General features: G+C 65.1%; 21 protein-coding genes and 1 pseudogene. 16 read left to right on the top strand and 6 right to left on the bottom strand.

Going from position 1 to position 23,378, the window contains the following annotated elements; genetic code table 11:
* Positions 1–2: 2 nt before the first annotated feature.
* From A9974_RS08550 to A9974_RS08535, 4 genes are read left to right on the top strand one after another with little or no spacing between them, the layout of a single operon-like run.
* On the top strand, positions 3–716 hold the full coding sequence (locus tag A9974_RS08550; RefSeq protein ID WP_183003684.1) for an ATPase: 714 nt from the start codon (positions 3–5) through the stop codon (positions 714–716).
* Positions 694–1,869, top strand: a complete 1,176-nt coding sequence (locus tag A9974_RS08545) for a sugar ABC transporter (protein WP_255468099.1) — start codon at positions 694–696, stop codon at positions 1,867–1,869. Before A9974_RS08550 ends, A9974_RS08545 begins: the two co-directional genes overlap by 23 nt.
* Positions 1,862–3,769, top strand: a complete 1,908-nt coding sequence (locus A9974_RS08540; protein ID WP_183003683.1) for a Vi polysaccharide transport protein VexE — start codon at positions 1,862–1,864, stop codon at positions 3,767–3,769. Before A9974_RS08545 ends, A9974_RS08540 begins: the two co-directional genes overlap by 8 nt.
* Positions 3,770–3,782: 13 nt before the next feature.
* Entirely contained in the window at positions 3,783–5,018 is a 1,236-nt protein-coding gene (locus A9974_RS08535; RefSeq protein WP_183003682.1) for a polysaccharide lyase family 1 protein, read from the top strand.
* 24 nt (positions 5,019–5,042) lie between these two features.
* Here A9974_RS08535 and A9974_RS08530 read toward each other — a convergent pair whose 3' ends face one another.
* Entirely contained in the window at positions 5,043–5,648 is a 606-nt protein-coding gene (locus tag A9974_RS08530; RefSeq protein WP_183003681.1) for an alpha/beta hydrolase, read from the bottom strand.
* Between the two features lie 291 nt (positions 5,649–5,939).
* Here A9974_RS08530 and A9974_RS08525 point away from each other — a divergent pair, with 291 nt between their 5' ends.
* From A9974_RS08525 to A9974_RS08505, 5 genes are all read left to right on the top strand, one after another.
* On the top strand, positions 5,940–7,067 hold the full coding sequence (locus A9974_RS08525; RefSeq protein WP_183003680.1) for a branched-chain amino acid ABC transporter substrate-binding protein: 1,128 nt from the start codon (positions 5,940–5,942) through the stop codon (positions 7,065–7,067).
* Between the two features lie 211 nt (positions 7,068–7,278).
* Positions 7,279–7,980, top strand: coding sequence for a response regulator (locus A9974_RS08520; RefSeq protein ID WP_183003679.1), 702 nt, complete (start codon positions 7,279–7,281; stop codon positions 7,978–7,980).
* Entirely contained in the window at positions 7,973–9,265 is a 1,293-nt protein-coding gene (locus tag A9974_RS08515) for an ATP-binding protein (protein WP_183003678.1), read from the top strand. The genes A9974_RS08520 and A9974_RS08515 overlap by 8 nt, the downstream gene beginning before the upstream one ends.
* A 161-nt stretch (positions 9,266–9,426) precedes the next feature.
* Positions 9,427–10,533: a serine hydrolase gene (locus A9974_RS08510; protein ID WP_183003677.1), complete on the top strand. Its 1,107-nt coding sequence runs from the start codon at positions 9,427–9,429 to the stop codon at positions 10,531–10,533.
* A gap of 65 nt (positions 10,534–10,598) precedes the next feature.
* Positions 10,599–11,495: a MipA/OmpV family protein gene (locus tag A9974_RS08505; protein ID WP_255468098.1), complete on the top strand. Its 897-nt coding sequence runs from the start codon at positions 10,599–10,601 to the stop codon at positions 11,493–11,495.
* 78 nt (positions 11,496–11,573) lie between these two features.
* On the opposite strand, the gene A9974_RS08500 is transcribed toward A9974_RS08505, so the two are convergent.
* The 4 genes from A9974_RS08500 to ugpB all read right to left on the bottom strand — a co-directional run bounded on the left by A9974_RS08500 (position 11,574) and on the right by ugpB (position 15,940).
* Positions 11,574–12,662, bottom strand: a complete 1,089-nt coding sequence (locus A9974_RS08500) for a sn-glycerol-3-phosphate import ATP-binding protein UgpC (RefSeq protein WP_183003676.1) — start codon at positions 12,660–12,662, stop codon at positions 11,574–11,576.
* Positions 12,663–12,712: 50 nt separating this feature from the next.
* Positions 12,713–13,564 (bottom strand): sn-glycerol-3-phosphate ABC transporter permease UgpE, encoded by an 852-nt coding sequence (gene ugpE / locus A9974_RS08495; RefSeq protein ID WP_056561049.1) that lies wholly within the window; start codon positions 13,562–13,564, stop codon positions 12,713–12,715.
* 21 nt (positions 13,565–13,585) lie between these two features.
* The gene (gene ugpA / locus A9974_RS08490) at positions 13,586–14,467 is read right to left on the bottom strand and encodes a sn-glycerol-3-phosphate ABC transporter permease UgpA (RefSeq protein ID WP_183003675.1); all 882 of its coding nucleotides are present in this window, start codon (positions 14,465–14,467) and stop codon (positions 13,586–13,588) included.
* A gap of 159 nt (positions 14,468–14,626) precedes the next feature.
* Positions 14,627–15,940, bottom strand: coding sequence for a sn-glycerol-3-phosphate ABC transporter substrate-binding protein UgpB (gene ugpB, locus A9974_RS08485; protein WP_183003674.1), 1,314 nt, complete (start codon positions 15,938–15,940; stop codon positions 14,627–14,629).
* A gap of 196 nt (positions 15,941–16,136) precedes the next feature.
* Here ugpB and proC point away from each other — a divergent pair, with 196 nt between their 5' ends.
* The 7 genes from proC (at position 16,137) to A9974_RS08450 (ending at position 22,858) form a co-directional block, all read left to right on the top strand.
* On the top strand, positions 16,137–16,970 hold the full coding sequence (gene proC / locus A9974_RS08480; RefSeq protein ID WP_183003673.1) for a pyrroline-5-carboxylate reductase: 834 nt from the start codon (positions 16,137–16,139) through the stop codon (positions 16,968–16,970).
* Positions 16,967–17,521, top strand: a complete 555-nt coding sequence (locus A9974_RS08475) for a queuosine precursor transporter (RefSeq protein WP_183003672.1) — start codon at positions 16,967–16,969, stop codon at positions 17,519–17,521. Before proC ends, A9974_RS08475 begins: the two co-directional genes overlap by 4 nt.
* A gap of 399 nt (positions 17,522–17,920) precedes the next feature.
* The gene (locus A9974_RS08470; RefSeq protein ID WP_183003671.1) at positions 17,921–19,036 is read left to right on the top strand and encodes a branched-chain amino acid ABC transporter substrate-binding protein; all 1,116 of its coding nucleotides are present in this window, start codon (positions 17,921–17,923) and stop codon (positions 19,034–19,036) included.
* 195 nt (positions 19,037–19,231) lie between these two features.
* The gene (livH, locus tag A9974_RS08465; RefSeq protein ID WP_175193503.1) at positions 19,232–20,158 is read left to right on the top strand and encodes a high-affinity branched-chain amino acid ABC transporter permease LivH; all 927 of its coding nucleotides are present in this window, start codon (positions 19,232–19,234) and stop codon (positions 20,156–20,158) included.
* Positions 20,158–21,393, top strand: coding sequence for a high-affinity branched-chain amino acid ABC transporter permease LivM (locus A9974_RS08460; protein ID WP_025140818.1), 1,236 nt, complete (start codon positions 20,158–20,160; stop codon positions 21,391–21,393). The genes livH and A9974_RS08460 overlap by 1 nt, the downstream gene beginning before the upstream one ends.
* Entirely contained in the window at positions 21,390–22,157 is a 768-nt protein-coding gene (gene livG, locus A9974_RS08455) for a high-affinity branched-chain amino acid ABC transporter ATP-binding protein LivG (RefSeq protein ID WP_049073551.1), read from the top strand. Before A9974_RS08460 ends, livG begins: the two co-directional genes overlap by 4 nt.
* Positions 22,157–22,858 (top strand): ABC transporter ATP-binding protein, encoded by a 702-nt coding sequence (locus A9974_RS08450; RefSeq protein ID WP_183003670.1) that lies wholly within the window; start codon positions 22,157–22,159, stop codon positions 22,856–22,858. The genes livG and A9974_RS08450 overlap by 1 nt, the downstream gene beginning before the upstream one ends.
* A gap of 426 nt (positions 22,859–23,284) precedes the next feature.
* Here the strand turns inward: A9974_RS08450 and A9974_RS08445 are convergent.
* Positions 23,285–23,378 (bottom strand): annotated as a pseudogene (locus A9974_RS08445) (branched-chain amino acid ABC transporter ATP-binding protein); the annotation flags it as partial.

The raw sequence follows: 23,378 nt of genomic DNA, 5'->3' as shown, positions 1-23,378 counted from the left end.
CGATGATCCATCTCAATGGTGTAACGGACGATCCCACGGCCTTCGGCAGCCGGCAGGCGCTGCTGTCCCAAGCGCATCTCGACATTCCCGTCGGCCGCTATGCCTTGTTGTCGCCCGCGCCGGAGCTGCATCGGCAGATCATCGATCTGCTGTGCGGCTTGCGCCCGCCGCGCCAGGGGTTTGTCCACCACGAGGGCAATGTGTCCTGGGCGATCGGCCGGCAGGGCTTCATCCGCGGCAAAGCCAGCGGCGTGAGCATGATCGAGCTGGTCAGCCAGTTGTACGAGATCGACGCCGACGCCACGTACGAACTGGTGGCGGACCTGATCAGCGATCCCAAGGTCCTGGCCCGGCCGATGGAACATTGGCCGCTGTTTGCGCGGCAGGAGTTTTCGTTCGCGCTGGCCCTGGCGCCGGCGTTCGACGTCTACGTGATCGAGGGTGCCATTCCCTTCGAACCCTGCCGTTTCACCCGTCTCTGGCTGGCGCTCTTCGAAGAGCGTCTGGTCGGCAGGACGCTCATTCTTTCCAGTTACCGCCAGAATCAGTTGGCGGACTATTGCCTCAAGGGCCTGATTTATGAACGAAGCGCACTCCGCATCGAAGACGACCTCGACCAGTGCATCCAGAAGTTCCCTCCGCGACGATCAAGAAGCGATTCAGGAACAGGCGACGACGTCCTCGGCGGCTTCGATGAGGGACAGCTCGGCTTCTGAGAGCGGGTCCGAGATCGAACGCCGGCGGCGCGAACGGCAGGCCGCGCTGGACGAGCGCCGCCGGCGCCGCTGGATCAATGCCTTCATCGTCGTTGCCCCGGTGGCCCTGGCGCTGGTCTACGCGCTCTGCATCGCGACGCCGCGCTACGAGGCGGAATCGCGCTTCTTCGTGCAGTCGGGGTCCGGCCAGCAGGGCGGCGGCGGCATGGCGGCCAGCCTGCTCACCACGGGCAATTCGGGCGGCATGCTCGGCGGCTTCGTCGACGGCTGGGCGGTCAGCGATTTCCTCAAGTCGCGCGACTGCATGCGGCAGCTGGACAAGAAGGTCGGTCTGCGCCATTACCTGCTGAATGCGGGCATGGACCCCGCTAACCACCTGTCCGAGAACTCGAGCGAGGACGATCTCTATCGCGCCTACCAGGCGTCTGTGCAGGTTTCCTTCAATGCGCTGGAGCAGATCGACGTGCTGCGCGTGCGCGCCTATTCGCCGGAAGACGCCGAAACCCTGTCCAAGGCCCTGATCGGCCTGGCGGAAGAGTTCGTCAGCTCCATGAACGAAAAGGGCGTGGCCGATAAGCTGAAGGTCAGCGAGGAGTCGGTCAGGCAGGCCGAACAGAAGGCGCTGGGCGCGCGCGAAGCGCTGACGGCATGGCGCGTCACGCACGGCAACATCGACCCGACGGCCACGGTGGCCATGCTGCTGAACCTGTCCAGCCAGCTCGAAGGGGAACTGAGCAGCGCCCAGGTCAACCTGGACAAGATCCGCGCGCTGAACAACAAAGACCACTTCATGCTCAAGCCGGCCGAAATGCAGGTCGTGGCCCTGAAGAAGCGGCTCGCCACCTTGCGCCAGCGCTTGAGCGGCGAGGGCAACACGGAAGCGACGCAGCTGAAATCGTACGAAGCGCTGCGCAATACCCAGGCCTTCGCCGATTCGAACCTGACGCTGGCGCAGCAGTCGTACCAGCAGGCCGTGACGGACGCCCTGCGCCTGCAACGCTATCTGTCCATCATCGCGCAGCCGGTATCCACCGACCGGCCGAGCAGCCCGCGCACGTCCGTGTTGCTGTTGCAGGCGCTGGCGCTGGGTTTCGTGCTCATGTTCGTCCTGCGCGCGGCGATGGCCCTGCTACGAGGATTGCGCCATGGTTGATACGACGTTGGAACGACCCGCGGCCGCCGCGGATGATGCCACCTCCCGCCTGCGCGCGGTCATCCAGCAGATCCTGGAAGCGGACGATCCGTCGTCGGCGCTGGCCGCGTTCGGGCCGGCGCTGGCGCGGGTAGAAGAGGGCTGGCGCGATGCGCGCCGCCTGCTGGTGTCGCCGCTGGTGCGGGCGGGCCGGCTGGAACGGGCGATCGCCGCGCTGGAGCGGCTGGTCGAGGCCTATCCCGCGCGCACCGACGACCGCCGGCTGCTTGCCAGCCTGTTGGGCCGCACTGAACAGTGGGACCGCGCCATCGCCCAGGCGGATGCCGCCGCCGCTATCTCGCCCGATGCCGGGGCGCTGCAGGCCGCGCGCATACAGCTGCGCGTGCAGGCCGGACGCATTCCGCAGGCCGCCGAGATCGCGCGCCAGACTCATGCGCTGGCGCTCGTCGGCCCCGGCGACGCGCACTGGTGGATGCTGGCCTATTCGCGCAACGGCGACGCGGCCGAGGCGGCCGCCATTGCCATGGCCCTGCAGGCCGAGGACTTGCCGAACGCGCGCGTGGCGACGGTGGCCGTGCGCGTCCTGCTGGACGACGACCGGGTCGAGGCGGCGATCCTGCTGGGCAGTGCCGCGCTGGCGGCGGGACACGATGCCCCGGCGCTGCGCGCATCGCTGGGGCTGGCGCATTTGCGGCGCGCCACCGAAGACGACCGCAAGGTGCATGCCCTGGCGCACTTCGAGGCGGGCTTGGCCGCGGCGCCTGCCGACGTCCGGCTGTTGACGCTGCATGGCGAAACCCTGCTGCGCGCCGGCCGCTACAAGGAAGCGGTGGCGCCGCTGCGGCAGGCCATGGAGCTGGCGCCCGACCTGGAACAGACCCGCGCCCTGTATGCGCGCGCGCTGCGCTACACGCTGCAATACGGCGAGGCTGCCGATCAGCTGCTGCATCTGGTCGAGAAATCGCCCGACAAGCGGCTCTGGCAGCGCGCCGCCATTGGCGCGCTGTCGCAGGCGGGCCGCAAGCAGGAGGCCGAAACCCTGTTCGAGCGCTATGTCGCGCAACGCGGCCAGGCGCTGCCTTCGACCTTCCAGCAAGCGCTGGATCAGCTTGAGCAAAAGCTGGATACCGCGCCGATCCCGCAGGCCCGCCTGGACTGGGCCTGGTCGCTGCGCGGCGACGCCGCGGCAGACCGTGTGCAATGGGAACGGCGCGCGCGTTGGGGCCACCTGGTGGACCACCTGCTGTTCGATTGGCTCGAATGCCGCGAAGATAGCGTCGAGGAAGCCATGCAGGTGCTGGGCGAGCTGGACACCGGCGAGCGCTTCTTCGCGCCGCTGCTGGCATCGGGCCGGGGCGTGGTGGTCGCCACGGCGCACGTGGGGCCGATGTATGCGGGCTTGATGGCGCTGGAGCTGCTGGGCATCCCGTCCCGCTGGCTGGCGACGGCGCCCAGCATCGCCCAGAGCAGCTATGCCGCGGCGCTGATTTCCACCGCCGATCAGACCGAAGCGCAGGTCGCCAAGGCCTGCATGCGCGCGTTGGGCGCGGGCCAGGTGCTGTGCCTGGCCGTGGATGGCGCGGCCAACCCCGCCGCCCCGCGCACCGACTTCGAAGGGCAGGCGGTGACCTATTCCAGTTTCGCGGCCCACCTGGCCCATCGCCAGGGTGTGCCTTCGGTGTTCTACACGCCGCGTTGGGAAAACGGCCAGGTGGCATATACGCTGGAAATGCTGCCCGCGGTGGAACCCGGCGAGAGCGCCGATGCCTATGCGCGACGTTGGCAAGAGGCGTATTTCAAGCACCTGAAGGCGCATGTAGCCGGTCCGCCGGAGAACCTGCGCCTGAGTGGCGGCATCTGGCGCCACGTGCAGTCCGCGGACAGGTCCGCGCAGCGTTAAGGAGTGAATCCCCATGAAATCCCTATCGAATCGGCCGGCCTATCGCAGGCTGCTGCGCGCGCTGCCCTGGCTGCCGGCCCTGGGCGTGCTGGCGGGCGGCACGGCCGCCGCCAGTGAGTCCTGCGCCAGCCCGGACGAGCGTTGCGCTTTCGTTTCGGCGCTCTTGCAGCAGCGCGAAGGCTATGGGGCCCAGGCCACGGGCGGGCTGGGCGGCCGCTTCATCGAGGTCACGTCCGACCAGGACAGCGGGCCCGGCACGCTGCGCGCCGCGCTGGCGCAGGCCAAGAAGGGGCCCACCTGGATACGCTTCGCCTCCGACATGACGATCGTGCTGGACTCGCAGTTGCGGGTGCCGTCGAACACAACGATTGACGGCCGGGGCAAGCATGTGGCCCTGATCGACGACGGGCTGGGCGTGTACGGCAGCAAGAACGTCATCCTGACGCACCTCACCATCGATGGCCGCCTGAACCGGCTGACGCAGGCCGTGAACATCGCCAACGGCAGCCGCGACGTGTGGGTGGACCATATGGATCTGTCGCGCATGTCCGACCGGCTGCTCAACGTGAAGAACGGTTCCACGGACGTCACGATCTCGTGGACGAAGTTCCACAACTCGAACAAGGTCATGCTGCTGAACAACATCACCTCGAAGAACCTGTTCGCGAACTACGAGCGTGATTCGATTGCGCGGGTGACGCTGCACCACAATTATTTCTTCAACACCGTGCAGCGCAATCCTCGAGGGCAGTTCGGCACGTTTCATCTCTTCAACAACCTGCTGGAGAACTGGGATTTCTATGGCATGAGTTTCAGCCTGGAGGCCAAGGCGCTGGTCGAAGGCAACATCTTCAACAACGACGCGGCGCGCCAATGCGTGGAACCGGAATTCTTTCCCACGGTGGAAGGCGTGAAGGTGAATTACTGCCGCTACATTCCCACGGCCGCCAAGCGCAGCGCACTGGACAACGGCGCGTCCGACGAGGGCGCCTACCAGGAGTTGAAGGCCGAGCACGGCTATACGCGCGACTTCAAGGCGTTCCTGCGCCTGAAAGACAACCTCTACCTGGGGGACGCGAAACCCGTGTTGCAGGACTACCGCCCGGAAGCCGCGCCGACGCCGCCTTATTGCTACGGATACGAGAAGCCCTCGGCGGAACTGGCGGACAAGATCCGCAAGCACGCGGGCAATACCAGCGGCGATACGCCGTTGCCCGCCGCGCGGACGGGGCAGGGCTGCCCGCGATGACCGGCGGCGGGACGCCGCGCGGCCTCAGGCCTGGTGCGACAAGGGCCGGTCGGGAATCGGCGCGATGCGCTCGGGCGGCGGTGATACGCGCCACGAGGCCCGCCGGCGCAGTGCGCCGAACAATTTGAGGCCTTGCGGCCAGTCTTGCAGGCCGCTATCGGCGTTGAGGTGGCCAGCGCCGGGAATGACGACGACGCGGCTGCCCCAATCCTCGGCGAAACGGCGGGCGCGTTCGAGTCGACAATACGGATCGTTGTCGCTGGCCACGACCACGCTCTGGAACGGCAGTGACTGCCGCGGCACCGGTGCGAAGCCGCGCAGGCAGTCCGGCGCGTCGGGGCGCTCGACGTCCGCCGGGGCCACCAGCAGGGCGCCGGCGACCTTGGCGCGCAGCGGCACGGGCAGGGCCGCGCTGATCAGGCAACCCAGGCTGTGGGCGATCAGCAGGACCGGGCTGCGGGCGCTGTCCACTTGCGCGGCAAGGGTGGAAATCCATTCCGCGCTGACGGGATTTTCCCAGTCGCGCTGCTGCACCCGCACCGCGTGCGGCAGCAGGGCAGCCCAGCGCGATTGCCAGTGCTCGGGTCCGGAGTTTTTCCATCCGGGGACGATGATCGGTTGGAGTCTCATGGCGGCCATGATGCCGCGCCGCCTTAGTAACGCAAACGAATAAATTGTCTTTTGCATATACGGTAGCGGGCATAAGGCCGGCGCCCGGGCAAAGGCTGGCTGGTGTGTCCGTCTATGCGGCACTGCAATAACGAAACGCCGCTTAAGTCGGGCCGGAACCCCTCCAAAAGACGCTATTTTTCAGTGTATGCTTGCCGTGCAAATGCAAAGTAACCGGGCGTGACCAACAGATTTCCGGCCGTCCGCCTGGTTCACAAACTAACGACGACAAGCCATTCGAGGAGTCCACTCATGAAGCAAGTATTTCGTCTGACCCCGGTCATCGCGGCGCTGAGCGTCGCCGCGGGTTTGACGTTTGCCGCGGGAGCGCAGGCGCAGACCATCAAGATCGGCGTGGTGGGTCCCACCACCGGCGCGGTCACCCAATATGGCGACATGGTCCGCGAAGGCGTCGACACCGCGGTTGAACGCATCAACGCCGCCGGCGGCGTGAACGGCAAGAAGCTCGAAACCGTGGTCATCGACGACGGCTGCGAACCCAAGCAGGGTCCGGTCGCTGCCAACCGCGTGGTCAACAGCAAGATCGGTTTCGTCGTGGGCCACGTGTGCTCGGGCGCCACCATCGCCGCCGCCGACATCTACAACAACGAAGGCGTGGTCATGGTCACGCCCTCGGCCACGTCGCCGGCCCTGACCGACGGCAAGAATTACGAGTTCATCTTCCGCACCATCGGCCGCGACGACCAGCAAGGTCCCGCCGCCGCCAAGTTCGTGCTGGAAAAGATCAAGCCCAAGAAGGCCGCCGTGCTGCACGACAAGCAGTCGTACGGCCAGGGCATCGCCACCGCGGTCAAGAACGACCTGGAGAAGGGCGGCGTGCCCGTCGCGATCTTCGAAGGCATCAACGCCGGCGACAGCGACTACTCCGCCGTCATCACCAAGCTCAAGAGCCAGGGCGTGGACTTCGTCTACTACGGTGGTTACCACCCTGAAATGGGTCTGCTGCTGCGCCAGGCGGCCGAGCAGGGCGTGAAGGCCAAGTGGATGGGTCCGGAAGGCGCGGGCAATCCCGACATCAACGCCATCGCCGGCGACGCCGTCGAAGGCATGTTGCTGACGCTGCCGGCCGACTTCACCCAGAACGCCGCCAACGCCGACATCGTCAAGGCCTTCGCCGCCAAGAAGCGCAACGCCGGCGGCGCCTTCCAGATGACGGCCTACACGGCCACCCAGGTCATCGCGGACGGCATCAAGGGCGCGGGCAGCGAAGATCCGTCCAAGGTCGCCAAGTACCTGCACGCCAATTCGTTCGACACCCCGATCGGCAAAGTGGCCTGGAACAAGCAGGGCGACCTGACCAACTTCCAGTTCGACGTCTTCGTGTGGCACAAGGACGGCTCCAAGTCGGTCTACAAGTAATGCGCTAACGGGCCCGCCCAGGGGGCTTTTCCCCAGGGCGGACCGCCAGGCGCCAGACCCCGAACCGGGCCGGAAGCGACGTCTTCCGGCCCGGTTTTTCCTTGCGCATCGCCCGCCGGGAACCGATCGCCTGGCCCGCCCGTCGAACGCCGCTGGCGCCGTTTTGCGTAGAATGCGCCCAAATCGACCTCCTTTTTTCTGTCCGGACACCATGACCAAGGCCTTGCTAGTCGAAGATGATCCGAAGCTGTCGCGCCTGATCGCGCAGTTTCTGGAGCAACACGGGTTCAATGTCGCCCAGGCCTACCGCGGCGACCACGCGGTGGAGGCTTTCCGCCGCCATGACCCCGCCATCACCATCCTGGACCTGATGCTGCCCGGACGGGACGGCCTGCAGGTTTGCCGCGACCTGCGCGCCTTTTCCTCGGCGCCCATCCTGATGCTGACGGCCCGAGAGGACGATCTGGACCAGATCCTGGGCCTGGAGTCCGGCGCCGACGACTACGTCATCAAGCCGGTCGAGCCGCGCGTCCTGCTGGCCCGTATCCGCGCGCTGCTGCGCCGCCACAGCCAGCTCGAGGAACCGCCGGAGCGCCTGGAGTTCGGCCCGCTGGTCATCGACCGGCGCACCCGGGCGGTGATCCATGCCGGGGCCGAGGTCGACCTGACGACCATGGAGTTCGAGATGCTCTGGGCGCTGGCCAGCCAGGCCGGCCAGGTGCTCACGCGCGACGACCTGCTCAATGCCGTGCGCGGCATCGAATTCAACGGCCTGGACCGCAGCGTCGACGTCTGCGTCAGCAAGCTGCGGCGCAAGCTGGACGACGATCCGCGCGATCCGGCGCGCATCAAGACCGTGTGGGGCAAGGGCTATCTGTTCTCGCCCAAGGCGCACGAGGGCAGCGATGATTAAGTTCGTCCTGCGGCTCTTCGTGGTGCTGGCGGTGGGCTTCGTGATTTCGAACGAAGTCGTGGACCGATCCGCCAACTACCTGTTCGAGCCGGTCAGCGACGCCTATACCCGCGAGTCGGTGCGCGGTCAGATCCACAGCCTGGTGCAGGAACTGTCCAAGGTCGATCCGGCCGCCCGCGCGGCTCACATCGAGCAGCAACTGGCCCCGTACTACGGCCTGGGGCTGCGGGTGTTCAATGCCTCGGACTACAACGCCAGCGACAAAGAGCGCCGCATCGCCGCCAGCGGTGATTTTTTCATCCGCGACAAGATGCAGACCTTCGTGGCGGCTATTCCCGGCCCCGGCCACCAGTGGCTGGAGGTCAAGCTGCCGCCCGAGCCGTCGTTCGGCCCCTGGGTGATCGCGGCGGTGTATTCGGCCCTGGGCCTGCTGCTGTGCGCGTTCATGCTGGTGTGGGCGCTGCCCATCTGGCGCGACCTGGAAGCCCTGAAGACGGCCGCGCTGCGCATGGGGCAGGGCGATCTGCAGGCCCGCGCCCGCCTGTCGCGCCATTCCAGCATCGGCAACCTGGGCGACACCTTCAACCTGATGTCCGAGCGCATCGCCGCGCTGATCGGCAACCAGCGCGAGCTGACTAACGCCGTCTCGCACGAGCTGCGCACGCCCATCGCGCGGCTGACGTTCGAACTCGACATGATCGGCCGGGCCGACGAGCCGGCCGAGCGCAAGCGCCTGATCGACGACATGAAAAGCGACGTGGCCGAGCTGGACAGCATGGCCTCCGAACTGCTGATGTACGCACGCCTGGAGCACAAGAGCGACGGCGTGGCGCTGCAGCCGCAGGACGCGCGCAGCTGGCTGGATTCGGTGGTGCAGCACGCGGGTTTCGAGGCCGGGCAATCCGGCGTGCGCCTTGAAGTCGTGCTGTGCCAGGTCACCGAAGTGCACCTGCACCAGCGCTACATGACGCGGGCGCTCCTGAACCTGCTGCAGAACGCCATCCGCTACGCCGGCGGCCGGGTCCAGGTCAGCCTGGTTTCGCCAGCGCCGAAGGAGTACGTGCTGATGGTCGACGACGACGGCCCGGGCATTCCGCCGGCCGACCGGGTCCGCATTTTCGAGCCTTTCATCCGCCTGGACGAAAGCCGCGACCGCGTCACCGGTGGCACCGGGCTGGGCCTGGCCATCGTGAACCGGGTCGCGCGCTGGCACAACGGCACCGCCGAGGCGGCCGACAGCCCCCTGGGCGGCGCCCGTTTCATCGTCAGCTGGAAGGCCGCCTGAGCCTTCCTGACGGGCTGGGCTGCCGGGCAGGCGGCGCCACGTTAACAAACTTCACAATCTGCCCGGCCATTCTTCACAAACTCCCTACAAAGCGGGAAAGATCGCTGCGGCGTCCCTGACTAGCATGACGGCAGTTCTTCCAAGAGGAAATTGCGCCCGTCATGTTTTCGCTTACCCGCCTGGCCGCCGTCGCCATGCTCCTGATCGCCGCAGGCGGTTGCCAGGGCATGGCCCCGGCCGCGCCGCCCGCCATCGCCAAGGGCGATTACCCGGCGGTGGTGGCGTACCTGAAGCAGCGCATCGCCCACGACATGGGCGAGCAACGGGTGCCGGGCCTGTCGATCGCCATCGTCGACGATCAGCGCATCGTCTGGGCCACGGGCTTCGGCTACGCCGATGCCGCGCGCCACCGCAGCGCCACCGGTGACACGCTGTACCGGGTCGGCGCGTTGTCCAAGGTCGTGACCGCCGCCGGCGTGCTGCGCGCCGCCGAGGATGGCCGCCTGTCGCTCGACAGCCCGGCCGGCGACGCGCTGCCGCAATGGGAATTCGAACCGCGCCGCGCCGCCATGCAGTGGATGGGCTCGTATCCGTTCACCGCGCGGCGCCTGCTGGCGCTGCGCCCGGACACGCTGGAAGACACCATGGGCCGGGCCCGCGCCGATATGGGCTATGCCTTGCTGGGCGACATGATCGCGCATGCGGCCGACGAGCCCTTTGACACCTATGTGCGGCGCACGCTGCTGCAACCCCTGAACATTCCCCGCACGGGCTTCCGGCTCGCCGTCGAGCACGACGAGTCGCGCGAGCTGCGCGCGTCCGGCTACCGCCGCGGCGTGCCCTGGGTGGAAGCGCCGCAGTCCAACGAGGCCGCCGACGGCCTGTGGGCCAGCTCCGCCGAGATGGCGCGCTTTTCCAGCATGTTGTTCGCTGGCGGCACCTACAAGGGCCGCCGTGTCCTGAAAGACGAGTCCGCCAGCGCCGTGCTGAACCTCGAAACCGTGGCCAACGGCATGGACCTGGAGTGCCGCTTGGCGCTGTCCTGGCTGGCCGCGCCGTGCGACGCCGACTACATCGCCGGCGACGCGCTGCGCGAGCACAGCGGCGCGACCGAAGCGTTCCATGCGCGCTGGGTGCTGGCACCGCGCGAAAAGCTGGCGGTGCTGGTGATGAGCAATGCCGACACGTCCGAACCCCTGGTGGCCTCGGTCTCCAGCCTGGCGATGAATCTGATGCGCCAGGCCAAGCAAGGCCCGGCGCAAGAGTAAATTCGCGCCGCGTGGCCGCGGCGCACCCGAGTTTTTCCCCTCAACCTCGTTTCCTGGATGTACTTATGAAGCGATATCCCGCTCTGTCCTCGTTGCCGCGCCGCGCCGGCGCAGTGTGTTTGCTGGCGTGTCTGCCGGCCGTGTCGTCCGCCGCCGGCGAATTGGTCGCCGACAACTCGGTCTACAGCTCGCGCGGCGCCAGTTCGCGCGGCATCGATGTGCCTACCGGCACGGACAAGCCGGCCGACGAATGGAAGTTCTACGGCACCCTGGGCGTGGGCTATGCGCCGCGCTACAGCGGCAGCGATGAAAGCTCGGCGCTGCCGGTGTTCGGGCTGGGCATCCGCAGCCCGGGCGGTTTCTTCCTGGACACGGCGCACGGCCTGGGCTGGGAAACGCAGGCGCTCAGCAGCACCTTCCGCTTCTACGTCGCGCCCAGTGCATCGCGCAAGGACCACAAGAGCGGCTTCCAGGGCTCGAACAAGCTTCGCGGCCTGGGTGACATCAAGAGCCGTGCCCAGATCGGCATGGACGCCGAGACCACGCTCGGCCCGGTCACGCTGTCGGCCACCGTGGCGCACGCCTTCAAGAAGGGCGATGACCGCGACGTGGGCAGCGCCTACACGCTGTTCAACCTGGGCGCCAGCACCACGGTGTACGAAGGTTCGGCCGGCTCGCTGTCGCTGGCATTGACGGGCAACTTCGGCGATGGCAATTACATGCGCACCTGGTACGGCGTGAGCGACCGCCAGTCGCAGAAATCGGGCTATCGCCGCTACAACCCCAAGGGCGGGCTGGAAAGCGTGGGCCTGGGCGCGACCTGGGCGCTGCCGCTCAGCAAGGAATGGTCGTGGTCGGTCATGGCCGAAGCGCGCCGCCTTTACGGCGACGCGGCCGACAGCCCGATCGTGAAGGACCGCAACCAGTATTCGGTTGGCACGGCGGTGACGTACACGTACTAAGAGTAAGGACCTTGCCCGGAGGGGGGAAGGGGAGGCGGCCCCGGCGGGCAGTATGCCGCGGGCGCCGCCAGGAAGGACTTACAGGCCTTGCACGCGGCGGCCGGTATCGGCCTCGAACCAGTGCAGCGGGTGACGGCCGTCCGGGCCGACGTTGACGCGATCGCCCACCTTGGCCGAGGACTCGGACAACTGGCGGGTGGTGCAGCGCACGACCAGCGTGGTCTTGCCGCAGCGGCAGTGCACCAGCTGTTCGGAACCCAGCGTTTCGACCATCTCGACTTCAGCCGGCACGCCCTGCGTGTTCAGCAGCATGTGCTCGGGGCGCATGCCCATGATGATCTTGCGGCCGCGCACCTGCGCCGGCACCTGCAGCGGCGAGATCTCCAGCGCCAGGCCGTCGGCGGTCTGTACCGTACCGTCGCCGGACACGTTCACTTCCATCAGGTTCATGGGCGGTGAGCCGATGAAGCCGGCCACGAAGGTCGAGGCGGGCTTTTCGAACACTTCCATGGGGGTGCCGATCTGCTCGGGCACGCCCTGGTACATGACGATCATGCGATGCGCCAGCGTCATGGCTTCGACCTGGTCGTGCGTGACGTACAGGCTGGTGGTGCCCAGGCGGCGATGCAGCTTCATGATTTCCAGGCGCATCGCCACGCGCAGCTTGGCGTCCAGGTTCGACAGCGGTTCGTCGAACAGGAAGACCTTGGGTTCACGCACGATGGCGCGGCCCATGGCCACGCGCTGGCGCTGGCCGCCGGACAGGGCGCGTGGGCGGCGGTCCAGCAGGTGGCCCAGCTCCAGGATCTGCGCGGCGATGTCCACGCGCTTCTTGATCTCGTCCTTGGAGAACTTGCGGATCTTCAAGCCGTAGGCCATGTTCTCGAACACGGTCATGTGCGGGTAGAGCGCGTAGTTCTGGAACACCATCGCGATATCGCGTTCGGCCGGCTCCAGGGTGTTGACGACCTTGTCATCGATCACGATCTCGCCGCTGGTCACGGTTTCCAGGCCGGCGACCATGCGCATCAGCGTGGACTTGCCGCAGCCGGACGGACCGACGATGACGATGAATTCGCCGTCTTTCACATCCATGTCGATGCCATGGATGACCGGCACATTGCCGGCATAGGTTTTCTTTACGTTGCGAAAGCTGAGAGTAGCCATGAGTTATTCGTATTCGGAGTCGTTGTCGGGTGGGCGATAGCGGGCGAGCGTCACTTTTCAGTGTCGACCAGACCCTTGACGAACCATTTCTGCATCAGGATGACGACCAGCGCCGGCGGAATCATGGCCAGCATGGCGGTGGCCATGGTGATGTTCCATTCGGTGACGCTGTCGCCGCCGCTGATCATCCGCTTGATGCCGATGACGACGGGGTACATGTCTTCCTGCGTGGTCACCAGCAGCGGCCACAGGTATTGGTTCCAGCCGTAGATGAACTGGATCACGAACAGCGCGGCGATGCTGGTCTTGGACAGCGGCAGCAGCACATCGCGGAAGAACCGCACGGGCCCGGCGCCGTCGATGCGCGCGGCTTCGATGAGTTCGTCCGGCACCGTCAGGAAGAACTGGCGGAACAGGAACGTGGCCGTGGCCGACGCGATCAGCGGCAGGGTCAGGCCCGCGTAGCTGTTGAGCAGGCCCAGGTCGGCCACCACCTTGTAGGTGGGCGCGATCCGCACTTCGACCGGCAGCATCAGCGTGACGAAGATCATCCAGAAAAAGAACATGCGGCCGGGGAAGCGGAAATACACCACCGCGAAGGCAGACAGCAGCGAGATCGCGATCTTGCCGATGGAAATCGCCAGCGCCATGATCAGGCTGACGTACATCATGCGGCCGACCGGCGCGCCGGACGAACCGCCCGACGAGCCGCCGAACAGCGCCTGCATGTAGTTGTCGACGAAATGCGGACCGGGGATCAGCGACATCGGCGCTTGCGCGACTTCCTGGGCGGTCTGGGTGGACGCGACGAAAGTGACGTAAAGCGGAAATGCCACCATCGCCACGCCGCAGAGCAGGATGACGTGGGCCAGAATATCCAGCCAGGGACGGCGTTCAACCATTGTTATTAGCCTCGAACAAAATCAATACTGCACTTTGCGGTCGACGTAGCGGAACTGCACGACCGTCAAGGCAACCACAATGAACATCAGCACCACCGACTGGGCCGCGGACGAGCCGAGGTCCAGGCCGCGGAAGCCGTCGCTGTACACCTTGTAGACCAGGATCGAGGTCGACGTGCCCGGACCGCCCTGCGTGGTGGTGTCCACCACTGCGAAGGTGTCGAAGAAGGCATAGATGATGTTGACCACCAGCAGGAAGAACGTGGTGGGCGAGAGCAGCGGGAACACGATGCTCCAGAAGCGGCGCGCGGGGCTGGCGCCATCGATCGCGGCGGCTTCGATGAGCGAGCGCGGAATCGATTGCAGGCCGGCCAGGAAGAACAGGAAGTTGTACGAGACCTGCTTCCACACGGCGGCGACCAGCACCAGGATCATGGCCTGGTTGCCGTCCAGGCGCGGGTTCCAGTCTACGCCGGACTTGCGCAGCGCCACGGCCAGGATGCCCACGGAAGGCGAGAACATGAACAGCCACAGCACGCCGACGACGGCGGGCGCCACGGCGTAGGGCCAGATGAGCAGCGTCTTGTAGAGCCCGGCGCCGCGGATCACGCGGTCCGCCATGACGGCCAGCAGCAAGGACACGCCCAGGCCGACCACCGCCACCAGGATCGAGAACACGGCGGTGACGCGGAAGGAATCGAGATAGGCCTGTTGCGAGAACAGTTCCATGAAGTTGTCGAAGCCGACGAACTCGGACGACAAGCCGAAAGCATCTTCCAGGCGCATGGACTGCCACATGGCTTGTCCGGCGGGAAGGAAGAAGAAGACCACGGTAATGATGAGCTGCGGCAGGAGCAGCAGATAGGGCAAGGTCTTATGCCCGAAGACAACACGTTTTTCCATTGGGGGGACCTAATGGGTACTCATGAAAACACGATAGGCTTAAAGCCCTAAAAAAACCAGGGCTTTAAGCCTCGTTCGCTAGTGCCGGGCGCCTTGCAAGTCCTTGTCGCGAAAGCAAAATTCGCAAGCAAAGGGCGCGTCAAGGGCCCGGAAAGGGCGTTACTTTACACTCTTCTCGAACTTTTCCAGCAGTTCATTGCCACGCTTGACGATGTTTTCGGCGCCGTCCTTGGCCGCAACCTTGCCGGACACGATGCGTTCGATTTCAGCGTCTTCGATTTCACGGATCTGCGGCAGGAAGCCCAGGCGCAGGCCACGCGATTGCGCGGTGGTTTCGACGTTCAGCTGCTTGACGCCGACTTCGGTGCCCGGGTTCTTGTCATAGAAACCGTCTTTCTTGGTCAGCTCGTAGGCAGCCTTGGTGACCGGCACATAGCCGGTCTGCTGGTGCCAGCGGGCGGCGATTTCGGGGCTGGCCAGGAACTTGAAGAACGCGGTCACGCCCTTGTAGGTTTCCGGCTTCTTGTTGGCGAAGACCCACAGCGAAGCGCCGCCGATGATGGTGTTCTGCGGCGCGCCTTGCACGTCGGCGTAGTAGGGCACGGTCGAGGTGCCGAACTCGAACTTGGCGTTCTTGGCGATGTTGGCGCGCAGGCCGGACGAACCGGTGATCATGGCGCACTTGCCGCTGATGAACAGCGAGTTCGGCTCGTCGCCGCGCCCGCCGTACATGAAGATGCCTTCCTTGCCGAGCTTGGCCAGGTTTTCCAGGTGGCGCACGTGCAGCGGGGTGTTGATGGCGATGCGGGCGTCCAGGCCGCCGAAACCGTTGTCCTTGGTGGCGTACGGCACGTTATGCCAGGCCGAGAACGTTTCCAGCTGGACCCACGACGGCCACGACGTGGTGTAGCCGCATTCCTGACCGGCGGCCTTCAGCTTCTGGCCGGCGGCGGCCAGCTCTTCCCAGGTCTTGGGCGGCTTGTCGGCGTCCAGGCCGGCCTTCTTGAAGGCGTCCTTGTTGTAGTAGAACACCACGGTCGAGCTGTTGAAGGGCATCGACACCAGCTTGCCGTCGGCCGACGAGTAGTAGCCGGCCACGGCGCCGATGAATTCCTTCGGATCGATCGGGTTGCCGACTTCTTCCGACATCTGCTGCACCGGCTTGATGGCGCCCTTGGCGTACATCATGGTGGCGGTGCCGACTTCGAATACCTGGAGGATGTCCGGAGCATTGCCGGCGCGGAACGCGGCGATGCCGGCGTTCATCGATTCGCCGTAGTTGCCCTTGTAGACGGCCTTGACCTGGTAGTCGGGGTTCTTCTTGTTGAACTCTTCGACCAGGCCGTTCACGCGGTCGCCCAGCGCGCCTTCCATCGAGTGCCAGAACGTGATTTCGGTAGCTGCCTGCGCGGAAGCGCCGGAAAACGCCGCCATGACGGCGGCGAAGGTGAGGGCAATTCGGTGGGATCGCATGAGAGGTTTCCTCCAGTTGGGCGTGTATCGCGCAAGGGGTTGTCCCGGCGCGGAAAACACGTCACCTTATGAATTGTTTGTGACAAAACCGTGACTTTCACATCACTTAAAACGCCTGTCAAATTGCGCGTTTTAGGCGCGAACGAACATTTTCTTTTTTTTCCAGGGTGAGCCTGCCGGTTTACAATCGCTTCCTATGAAAAACGAACTTTCGATTGCGTTCATCGGCGGTGGCAATATGGCCTCCGCTCTGGCCTCCGGACTGGCTGGCAAAGTATGCCCCGCCGGCAGCATCCATGTCATTGACATTAACCAGGATTCCCACGCCTCCTGGCAGGCCCGCGGCATGACCACCGCGACGGCTCCCGGCGAGGCCCTGGCGGCCTGCCGCGTATGGGTGTTCGCGGTCAAGCCACAGAACATGAAAGACGTTGTGGCTTCCACGCGTCAGTGGTTGCGAGACGACACGTTGGTGGTAAGCGTGGCAGCCGGCATCCGCGCCGATACACTGGCCGGATGGCTGGGGTCGCCGGGCGCGCCGTGGCGCCGTCTGGTGCGTTGCATGCCCAATACGCCGGCGCTGGTCGGCGCCGGCATCACCGGCCTGGCCGCGCTGGACGGAGTGGGCCAGGAAGACCGCGAACTGGCCGCGACCCTGCTGGGCAGCGTGGGCGAGGTGGTCTGGGTGGCCGACGACGCCGCGCTGGATGCCGTCACCGCCTTGTCCGGCAGCGGCCCGGCCTATGTGTTCCTGTTTCTCGAAGCCCTGATCGCGGGCGGCCAGAAAGTCGGCCTGACCGCCGAGCAGGCCCGCCAACTGGCGTTGGGCACGTTTGCCGGCGCCACGAAATTGGCGGCGGAATCGTCCGACCCGCCTTCGCTCCTGCGCGAACGGGTCACGTCCAAGGGCGGCACCACCGCCGCGGCGCTGGCCGCGTTCAATGCCGCAGGCTTTGCCGGCATCGTCGAAGACGCCATGGCCGCGGCCGCACGCCGCTCGCGCGAGCTGGCCGAGGAGTTCGGCAAATGAACCAGGCGGTCTCGCGCTTCGCGCCCATGAGCCGGGCGCAGTTCGGCATTGCCGTGCTGTGCATGCTGCTGGTGGTAGTGGGCTCGAACATCCTGGTGCAGGTGCCGCTGAACAATTGGCTGACCTGGGGCGGCCTGTCGTATCCGGTTGCCTTCCTGGTGACCGACGTGCTGAACCGCCGTTTCGGCCCGGCCGCCGCGCGGCGCGTGGCGTGGTTCGGTTTCGCCGCGGCCCTGGCGGTGTCGGTGTGGGTCGCCTCGCCGCGCATCGCGCTGGCCTCGGGCCTGGCGTACATTTGCGCGCAACTGGTCGACATCCAGGTGTTCGACCGCCTGCGCGACCAGCGCTGGTGGCGCGCGCCGCTGGTATCCGGGGTGCTGGGTGCGGTGCTGGACACGGCCGTGTTCTTCAGCGTGGCGTTTGCCGCCACCGGCGCGCCGTGGGTCACCTGGATGGCGGGCGACCTGGCCGTGAAGCTGGCGGTCAACATCAGCATGCTGGCGCCATTCCGCGCTCTGATGTGGAATCTGGCCAAACCGGCCAACGCCTGATTTTATTGTCGAAAATCGTCCGGGATTATTAACGGGATAATCATTATCCGTAAGGCTCGCGTAAGTACTGTGTGAAAACGCGCGATCAAACGGCGTATCAATGATTATTCATATAAATCACCCGCCACGATTTACCCGCTGGCGCCAGTGGCTTTCCAAGGCGTCACGCGGATTTCTCCTGCGTTTTCACGGACTTGTCGCACCAATGCGTCACGATTAAAAGTTTGCCGTGAAATATTGGGGATTACACGCAGTGACAGTATGTCTGCTTGCTTCCAGAATACCGCCCACACTGTGTTTTTGCCCAAGAAGCCGGCGACGGGCGATGCGGATTTCGGGGTATCCACCTGATAGACCGGGTCGAACAGAGCCGCTCACAACCTTGCTGGAGAATTCCGCATGAAGTTTCTGCATCGCCTTACCCCGGTAGCTATGGCATTTGGGGCGCTTGCCCTGGCAGGTTCCGTGCACGCCGCCGATACGATCAAGATCGGCATCCCGCAACCCATGACGGGTCCCAACACGCAGTACGGCGACCAGATCCAAGCTGGCGCGCTGACTGCCATCGAGACCATCAACGCCAAGGGCGGCGTCAAGGGCAAGAAGCTCGAACCCATCCTCATCGACGACGGCTGCGAACCCAAGCAAGCCGTGCCGGCCGCCAACCGCGTGGTCAACTCCGGCGCCAAGTTCGCCGTAGCCCATGCATGCTCGGGCGTGACCGTGGCCGCGGTGAACGTGTACGAACAGGAAGGTATCGTCGGCATCACTCCGGGCGCCACGTCGCCCCTGGTCACCGACACCATCAAGCCGCACTTCTTCTTCCGCACGATCGGCCGCGACGACCAGCAAGGTCCGTACGCTGCCCGCTACATCGCCAACACCCTCAAGCCCAAGAAGGTCGCCGTGCTGCACGACAAGCAGACCTACGGCTCGGGCGTGGCCACCCAGGTCAAGGACACCCTGACCAAGGAAGGCGTGAACGTCGCGCTGTTCGAAGGCATCAACGTCGGCGACAGCGACTACTCGGCCATCATCACCAAGCTCAAGTCGGCCGGCGTCGACCTGGTCTACTTCGGCGGCTACCACCCCGAGCTGGGCCTCCTGCTGCGCCAGTCGCGCGAGCAAGGCCTGAAGGTCCAGTTCATGGGTCCGGAAGGCACGGCCAACCAGGATCTGGTGGCCATCGCCGGTCCGGCCATCGAAGGCCTGTTGGTCACGCTGCCGGCTGACTTCACCAAGCTGCCGGGCAACGAAAGCATCGTCAAGGCCTTCAAGGACGCCAAGCGCGATCCGGACGGCGCCTTCCAGATGCCGGCCTATGCCGCCGTCCAGATCCTGGCCGACAGCATCACCGCGGTGGGCGAAGACCCCGCCAAGGTGGCCGACTACATGCACAAGACCACGTTCAACACCGGCATCGGCAAGGTCGAGTACGACGCCAAGGGCGATCTGAAGAACTTCGAGTTCGCCGTTTACAAATGGGATAAGAACGGCAAGAAGACCCAGCTGTAAACTCCCGCGATTGTCGCCGGCGCGGTTGCCGGCGTGAAGGGCCTGTCGTTGTCGTTGTGCCGTAATCCGCGTAGCGATGCGCCAAAAGCGCTGTGCGGCCGGCAGACGCTGATGACAGGCCCTTATAAAATACGCCCAGGTTTCCGGCTCCGGGTCTCTCTACCGGAGCCGGAACTATTTGGAGCAAGAGAAATAATGTCCGACCTCATACCCCAACTTACCCAGCAATTCTTCAATGGATTGTCTCTGGGCGCGATCTACGCGTTGATTGCCATCGGCTACACAATGGTCTACGGCATCATCGGTATGATCAACTTCGCTCACGGCGAAATCTACATGATCGGCGCCTATGTCGGCCTGGTCACCCTGACGGCCATCGGCACGGGCAGCGGCCTGCCGGTACCGTTCATCATCGCGGCCATGCTGCTCGTGGCTATTACCGTTACCGGCATCTACGGTTTCTCGGTCGAACGCGTGGCCTACCGGCCCGTGCGAGGCAGCCCCCGCCTGGTGGCGCTGATCTCGGCCATCGGCATGTCGATCTTCCTGCAGAACTGGGTTGCCCTGGGCCAGGGGGCACGCGACATGGCGGTGCCGTCGCTGGTGTCCGGCGCGGTGCAATTCCACATGGGATCCGACTTCGACGTGACGGTGCCGTATTCGCGCATCATGATCATCGTGGTGACGGTGGTGCTGATGGTGGCGCTGACGCTGTTCATCAAGTATTCCCGCATGGGCCGTGCGTCCCGCGCCTGCTCGCAGGACATGCACATGGCCAACCTGCTGGGGATCGACACCAACCGCGTCATCTCCTTCACGTTCGTGATGGGCGCGATTCTGGCGGCCGTGGGCGGCGTGCTGATCGCCATCACCATCGGCAAGCTCAATCCCTTCATCGGCTTTCTGGCCGGCATCAAGGCCTTCACGGCGGCGGTGCTGGGCGGCATCGGCAGCATCCCCGGCGCAATGCTGGGCGGCGTGTTGCTGGGCCTGGCCGAAACGTTCGCGGCAGCCTATATCTCGTCGCAGTACAAGGACATCGTGGCGTTCTCGCTGCTGGTCCTGATCCTGCTGTTCCGTCCCACCGGGCTGTTGGGCAAACCTGAGGTGGAAAAAGTCTGATGTCGAACAACAACCTGAAAAACGCCACGATGGCGGCGGTGCTGACCGCTGTCATCGTCACCCCCGTCTTCGGCCTGCAACTGATCCGTCAGGGCGCGCGCACGTCGATGGAATCGCATTGGTCGCTGGTGGCCCTGGCCGCCGCGGTCGTGTTCGTGTTCCAGCTGCTGCGTCCCTGGATCGCCAAGCCGTTCCAGAAATTGAAGACGGGCCTGCCGACGCTGCCGTCGGCGCCGGCCAAGAGCAACAAGCTCCTGATGTTCCTGATCCTGGCGGTGGCGGTCACGTGGCCGTTCTTCGCCGGCCGCAGCTCGGTGGACATCGCCACGCTGGTGCTGATCTACGTGATGCTGGGCCTGGGCCTGAACATCGTGGTCGGTTTCGCCGGCCTGCTCGATCTGGGCTTCGTGGGCTTTTACGCCGTCGGCGCCTACACCTACGCCTTGCTGTACCACTGGGGCGGCTGGAGCTTCTGGGAAGCGCTGCCGTTCTCGGGCGCGATGGCCGCGCTGTTCGGCTTCGTGCTGGGCTTTCCGGTGCTGCGCCTGCGCGGCGACTACCTGGCCATCGTGACGCTGGGCTTCGGTGAAATGATCCGCCTGTTGCTGATCAACCTGAACACGCTGACGGGCGGTCCGGACGGCATCTCGGGCATTCCGAAGCCGTCGGTGTTCGGTCTGGAAATGACGCGCCGCGCCAGCACGGAGGGGGGCACGACGTTCCATGACTTCTTTGGCCTGACGTTCCAGAACCAGCACATGGTCATCTATCTGTACATGATGGCGCTGCTGTTGGCCTTGGTGACGCTGTTTGTGTCCACGCGCCTGATCCGCATGCCGGTCGGCCGCGCCTGGGAGGCGTTGCGCGAGGACGAGATCGCCTGCCGTTCGCTGGGGTTGAACCCGACCCGCATCAAGCTGTCGGCGTTCACGCTGGGCGCCACCTTCGCCGGTTTCGGCGGCGCGTTCTTCGCGGCCCGCCAGGGCATGGTGAACCCGGAATCCTTCACCTTCATCGAGTCCGCGCTGATCCTGGCGATCGTGGTGCTGGGCGGCATGGGGTCGCAGGTGGGCGTGATTCTGGCGGCCATCCTGCTGACGGTGTTGCCCGAGCTGGCGCGCGAGTTCGCCGAGTACCGGATGCTGATGTTCGGTCTGGTGATGGTATTGATGATGATGTGGCGTCCGCAGGGGTTGTTGCCCATGAAGCGTCCCCACGTGGAGCTGGCTAAATGAGCGAGGCATTGCTGAAGGTATCCGGACTGACCATGCGTTTTGGCGGCCTGTTGGCCGTGGACAGCGTGGCGTTCGAAGTCAAATCCGACGAGGTGTTCGCCATCATCGGCCCGAACGGGGCCGGCAAGACCACGGTGTTCAACTGCGTGGGCGGGTTCTACGCGCCCACGGCAGGCGATATCGTGATGGATGGCAAGTCCATCACGGGCCTGCCCAGCCACAAGGTGGCGCGCCACGGGCTGGTGCGCACGTTCCAGAACGTGCGGCTGTTCAAGCAGCTCACGGTGCTGGAAAACCTGCTGGTGGCACAGCACACGCAGGTGGAGTCGCGGCTGCTGCCGGGGCTGCTCAAGCTGAAGTCCTACCGCCAGTCCGAGGCCGATGCGCTGTCGCGCGCGGCGCAGTGGCTGGATTTCATGGGGCTGCGCGAGTATGCCAACCGCGAGGCGGGCAACCTGGCCTACGGCCACCAACGCCGGCTGGAGATCGCGCGCTGCATGATCACCAAGCCGCGCCTGTTGATGTTGGACGAGCCGGCGGCGGGTCTGAACCCGCAGGAAAAGCGCGACCTGCAGTCGCTGATCGACCAGCTGCGCCGCGAGTTCGGCGTGGCGGTGCTGCTGATCGAGCACGATATGAGCCTGATCATGGGCATTTCGGACCGCATTCTGGTGATGGAGCACGGCAAGCCGATTACGACCGGCACCCCCGAGCAGGTGCGCAACGACGAGCGCGTCATCAAGGCGTATCTGGGGGAGGAATGATGCTTAAGCTGGAAAACATACACACGTTCTACGGCGCGATCCAGGCGCTGAACGGGGTATCGGTGGACGTCAACCAGGGCGAGATCGTGACGCTGATCGGCGCGAACGGCGCCGGCAAGACGACGCTGCTGATGACGGTCTGCGGCAATCCGCGAGCCAAGGAAGGCAGGATCACGTTCGAGGGCGAGGACATCACGAACAAGGATACCCACCACATCATGCGCAATGGCATCGCCATTTCGCCTGAAGGGCGGCGGGTGTTCAAGGACCTGACGGTGGCCGAGAACCTGATGATGGGCGGCTTTTTCCTGAAGCGCGACGAGATCCAGGCGGGCATCGATCATGTCTATGGTCTGTTTCCGCGCTTGAAGGAGCGCTCGGCGCAACGGGCGGGGCTGATGTCGGGGGGCGAGCAGCAGATGCTGGCGATCGGGCGGGCGTTGATGACGCGGCCGCGGTTGTTGCTGCTGGATGAGCCTACGCTGGGCTTGGCGCCGCTGGTGATCGCGCAGATTTTCGACATCATTCGCGAGATCCGGGAGCAAGGCGTGACGGTGTTCCTGGTGGAGCAGAATGCCAATAAGGCGCTGCAGGTGGCGGATCGTGGCTACGTGTTGGAGAACGGGCGCGTCGTACTGCAGGATACCGGGGCGAATCTGTTGGTCAATGATCAGGTGCGTAAGGCTTATCTGGGCGGCTGATCGGTTTGGTTTATTCCCCGCGAAGGGAAATTGGGCGTATCTCGTGAGAGTGCGCCTTTTTTTTGCTTGTTTGGTTTGTTTGTGTTGCCTGTTGTTCTTCGTAGGTCGCCCAGGGGGGCCGGCGTACCGCGATCGCGCGCCAACGATTGCGGTCCGGAGCCTTCGCTCCGGACTTGCCTCGGCGGCCCCCCCCTGCGTCATCCTCGTGGCCGCCTGCCGGCGGCTGCCTTCGGATTCCCTTGGGCGCATCGACGGCGCGCGATCGCGGTACGCCGGCCCCCCTGGGCTACGGGTTTCGAGGATTGTGGCGCTGCCAGACGGGCTACGAAGAACAACAGGCAACACAAACAAACCAAACAAGCAAAAAAAAGGCGCACTCTCACGAGATACGCCCAATTTCCCTTCGCGGGGAATAAACCAAACCGATCAGCCGCCCAGATAAGCCTTACGCACCTGATCATTGACCAACAGATTCGCCCCGGTATCCTGCAGTACGACGCGCCCGTTCTCCAACACGTAG

Source organism: Achromobacter sp. UMC71 (assembly GCF_014170305.1).
Lineage (GTDB): Bacteria > Pseudomonadota > Gammaproteobacteria > Burkholderiales > Burkholderiaceae_B > Achromobacter.
Note: the sequence above shows the minus strand (reverse complement) of the source record. Positions and strands in the feature narration are given on the sequence as shown.

What these genes read in the sequence shown, in the direction of transcription:
- A9974_RS08520 (WP_183003679.1), top strand. Translation starts at nt 7,279, where the DNA reads ATGACCAAGGCCTTGCTAGTCGAAGATGATCCGAAGCTGTCGCGCCTG.
- livH (WP_175193503.1), top strand. Translation starts at nt 19,232, where the DNA reads ATGTCCGACCTCATACCCCAACTTACCCAGCAATTCTTCAATGGATTG.
- A9974_RS08510 (WP_183003677.1), top strand. Translation starts at nt 9,427, where the DNA reads ATGTTTTCGCTTACCCGCCTGGCCGCCGTCGCCATGCTCCTGATCGCC.
- A9974_RS08475 (WP_183003672.1), top strand. Translation starts at nt 16,967, where the DNA reads ATGAACCAGGCGGTCTCGCGCTTCGCGCCCATGAGCCGGGCGCAGTTC.
- livG (WP_049073551.1), top strand. Translation starts at nt 21,390, where the DNA reads ATGAGCGAGGCATTGCTGAAGGTATCCGGACTGACCATGCGTTTTGGC.
- A9974_RS08550 (WP_183003684.1), top strand. Translation starts at nt 3, where the DNA reads ATGATCCATCTCAATGGTGTAACGGACGATCCCACGGCCTTCGGCAGC.
- A9974_RS08470 (WP_183003671.1), top strand. Translation starts at nt 17,921, where the DNA reads ATGAAGTTTCTGCATCGCCTTACCCCGGTAGCTATGGCATTTGGGGCG.
- A9974_RS08515 (WP_183003678.1), top strand. Translation starts at nt 7,973, where the DNA reads ATGATTAAGTTCGTCCTGCGGCTCTTCGTGGTGCTGGCGGTGGGCTTC.
- ugpA (WP_183003675.1), bottom strand. Translation starts at nt 14,467, where the DNA reads ATGGAAAAACGTGTTGTCTTCGGGCATAAGACCTTGCCCTATCTGCTG.
- A9974_RS08545 (WP_255468099.1), top strand. Translation starts at nt 694, where the DNA reads ATGAGGGACAGCTCGGCTTCTGAGAGCGGGTCCGAGATCGAACGCCGG.
- ugpE (WP_056561049.1), bottom strand. Translation starts at nt 13,564, where the DNA reads ATGGTTGAACGCCGTCCCTGGCTGGATATTCTGGCCCACGTCATCCTG.
- A9974_RS08450 (WP_183003670.1), top strand. Translation starts at nt 22,157, where the DNA reads ATGCTTAAGCTGGAAAACATACACACGTTCTACGGCGCGATCCAGGCG.
- A9974_RS08500 (WP_183003676.1), bottom strand. Translation starts at nt 12,662, where the DNA reads ATGGCTACTCTCAGCTTTCGCAACGTAAAGAAAACCTATGCCGGCAAT.
- A9974_RS08535 (WP_183003682.1), top strand. Translation starts at nt 3,783, where the DNA reads ATGAAATCCCTATCGAATCGGCCGGCCTATCGCAGGCTGCTGCGCGCG.
- A9974_RS08540 (WP_183003683.1), top strand. Translation starts at nt 1,862, where the DNA reads ATGGTTGATACGACGTTGGAACGACCCGCGGCCGCCGCGGATGATGCC.
- proC (WP_183003673.1), top strand. Translation starts at nt 16,137, where the DNA reads ATGAAAAACGAACTTTCGATTGCGTTCATCGGCGGTGGCAATATGGCC.
- A9974_RS08530 (WP_183003681.1), bottom strand. Translation starts at nt 5,648, where the DNA reads ATGAGACTCCAACCGATCATCGTCCCCGGATGGAAAAACTCCGGACCC.
- A9974_RS08460 (WP_025140818.1), top strand. Translation starts at nt 20,158, where the DNA reads ATGTCGAACAACAACCTGAAAAACGCCACGATGGCGGCGGTGCTGACC.
- ugpB (WP_183003674.1), bottom strand. Translation starts at nt 15,940, where the DNA reads ATGCGATCCCACCGAATTGCCCTCACCTTCGCCGCCGTCATGGCGGCG.
- A9974_RS08525 (WP_183003680.1), top strand. Translation starts at nt 5,940, where the DNA reads ATGAAGCAAGTATTTCGTCTGACCCCGGTCATCGCGGCGCTGAGCGTC.
- A9974_RS08505 (WP_255468098.1), top strand. Translation starts at nt 10,599, where the DNA reads ATGAAGCGATATCCCGCTCTGTCCTCGTTGCCGCGCCGCGCCGGCGCA.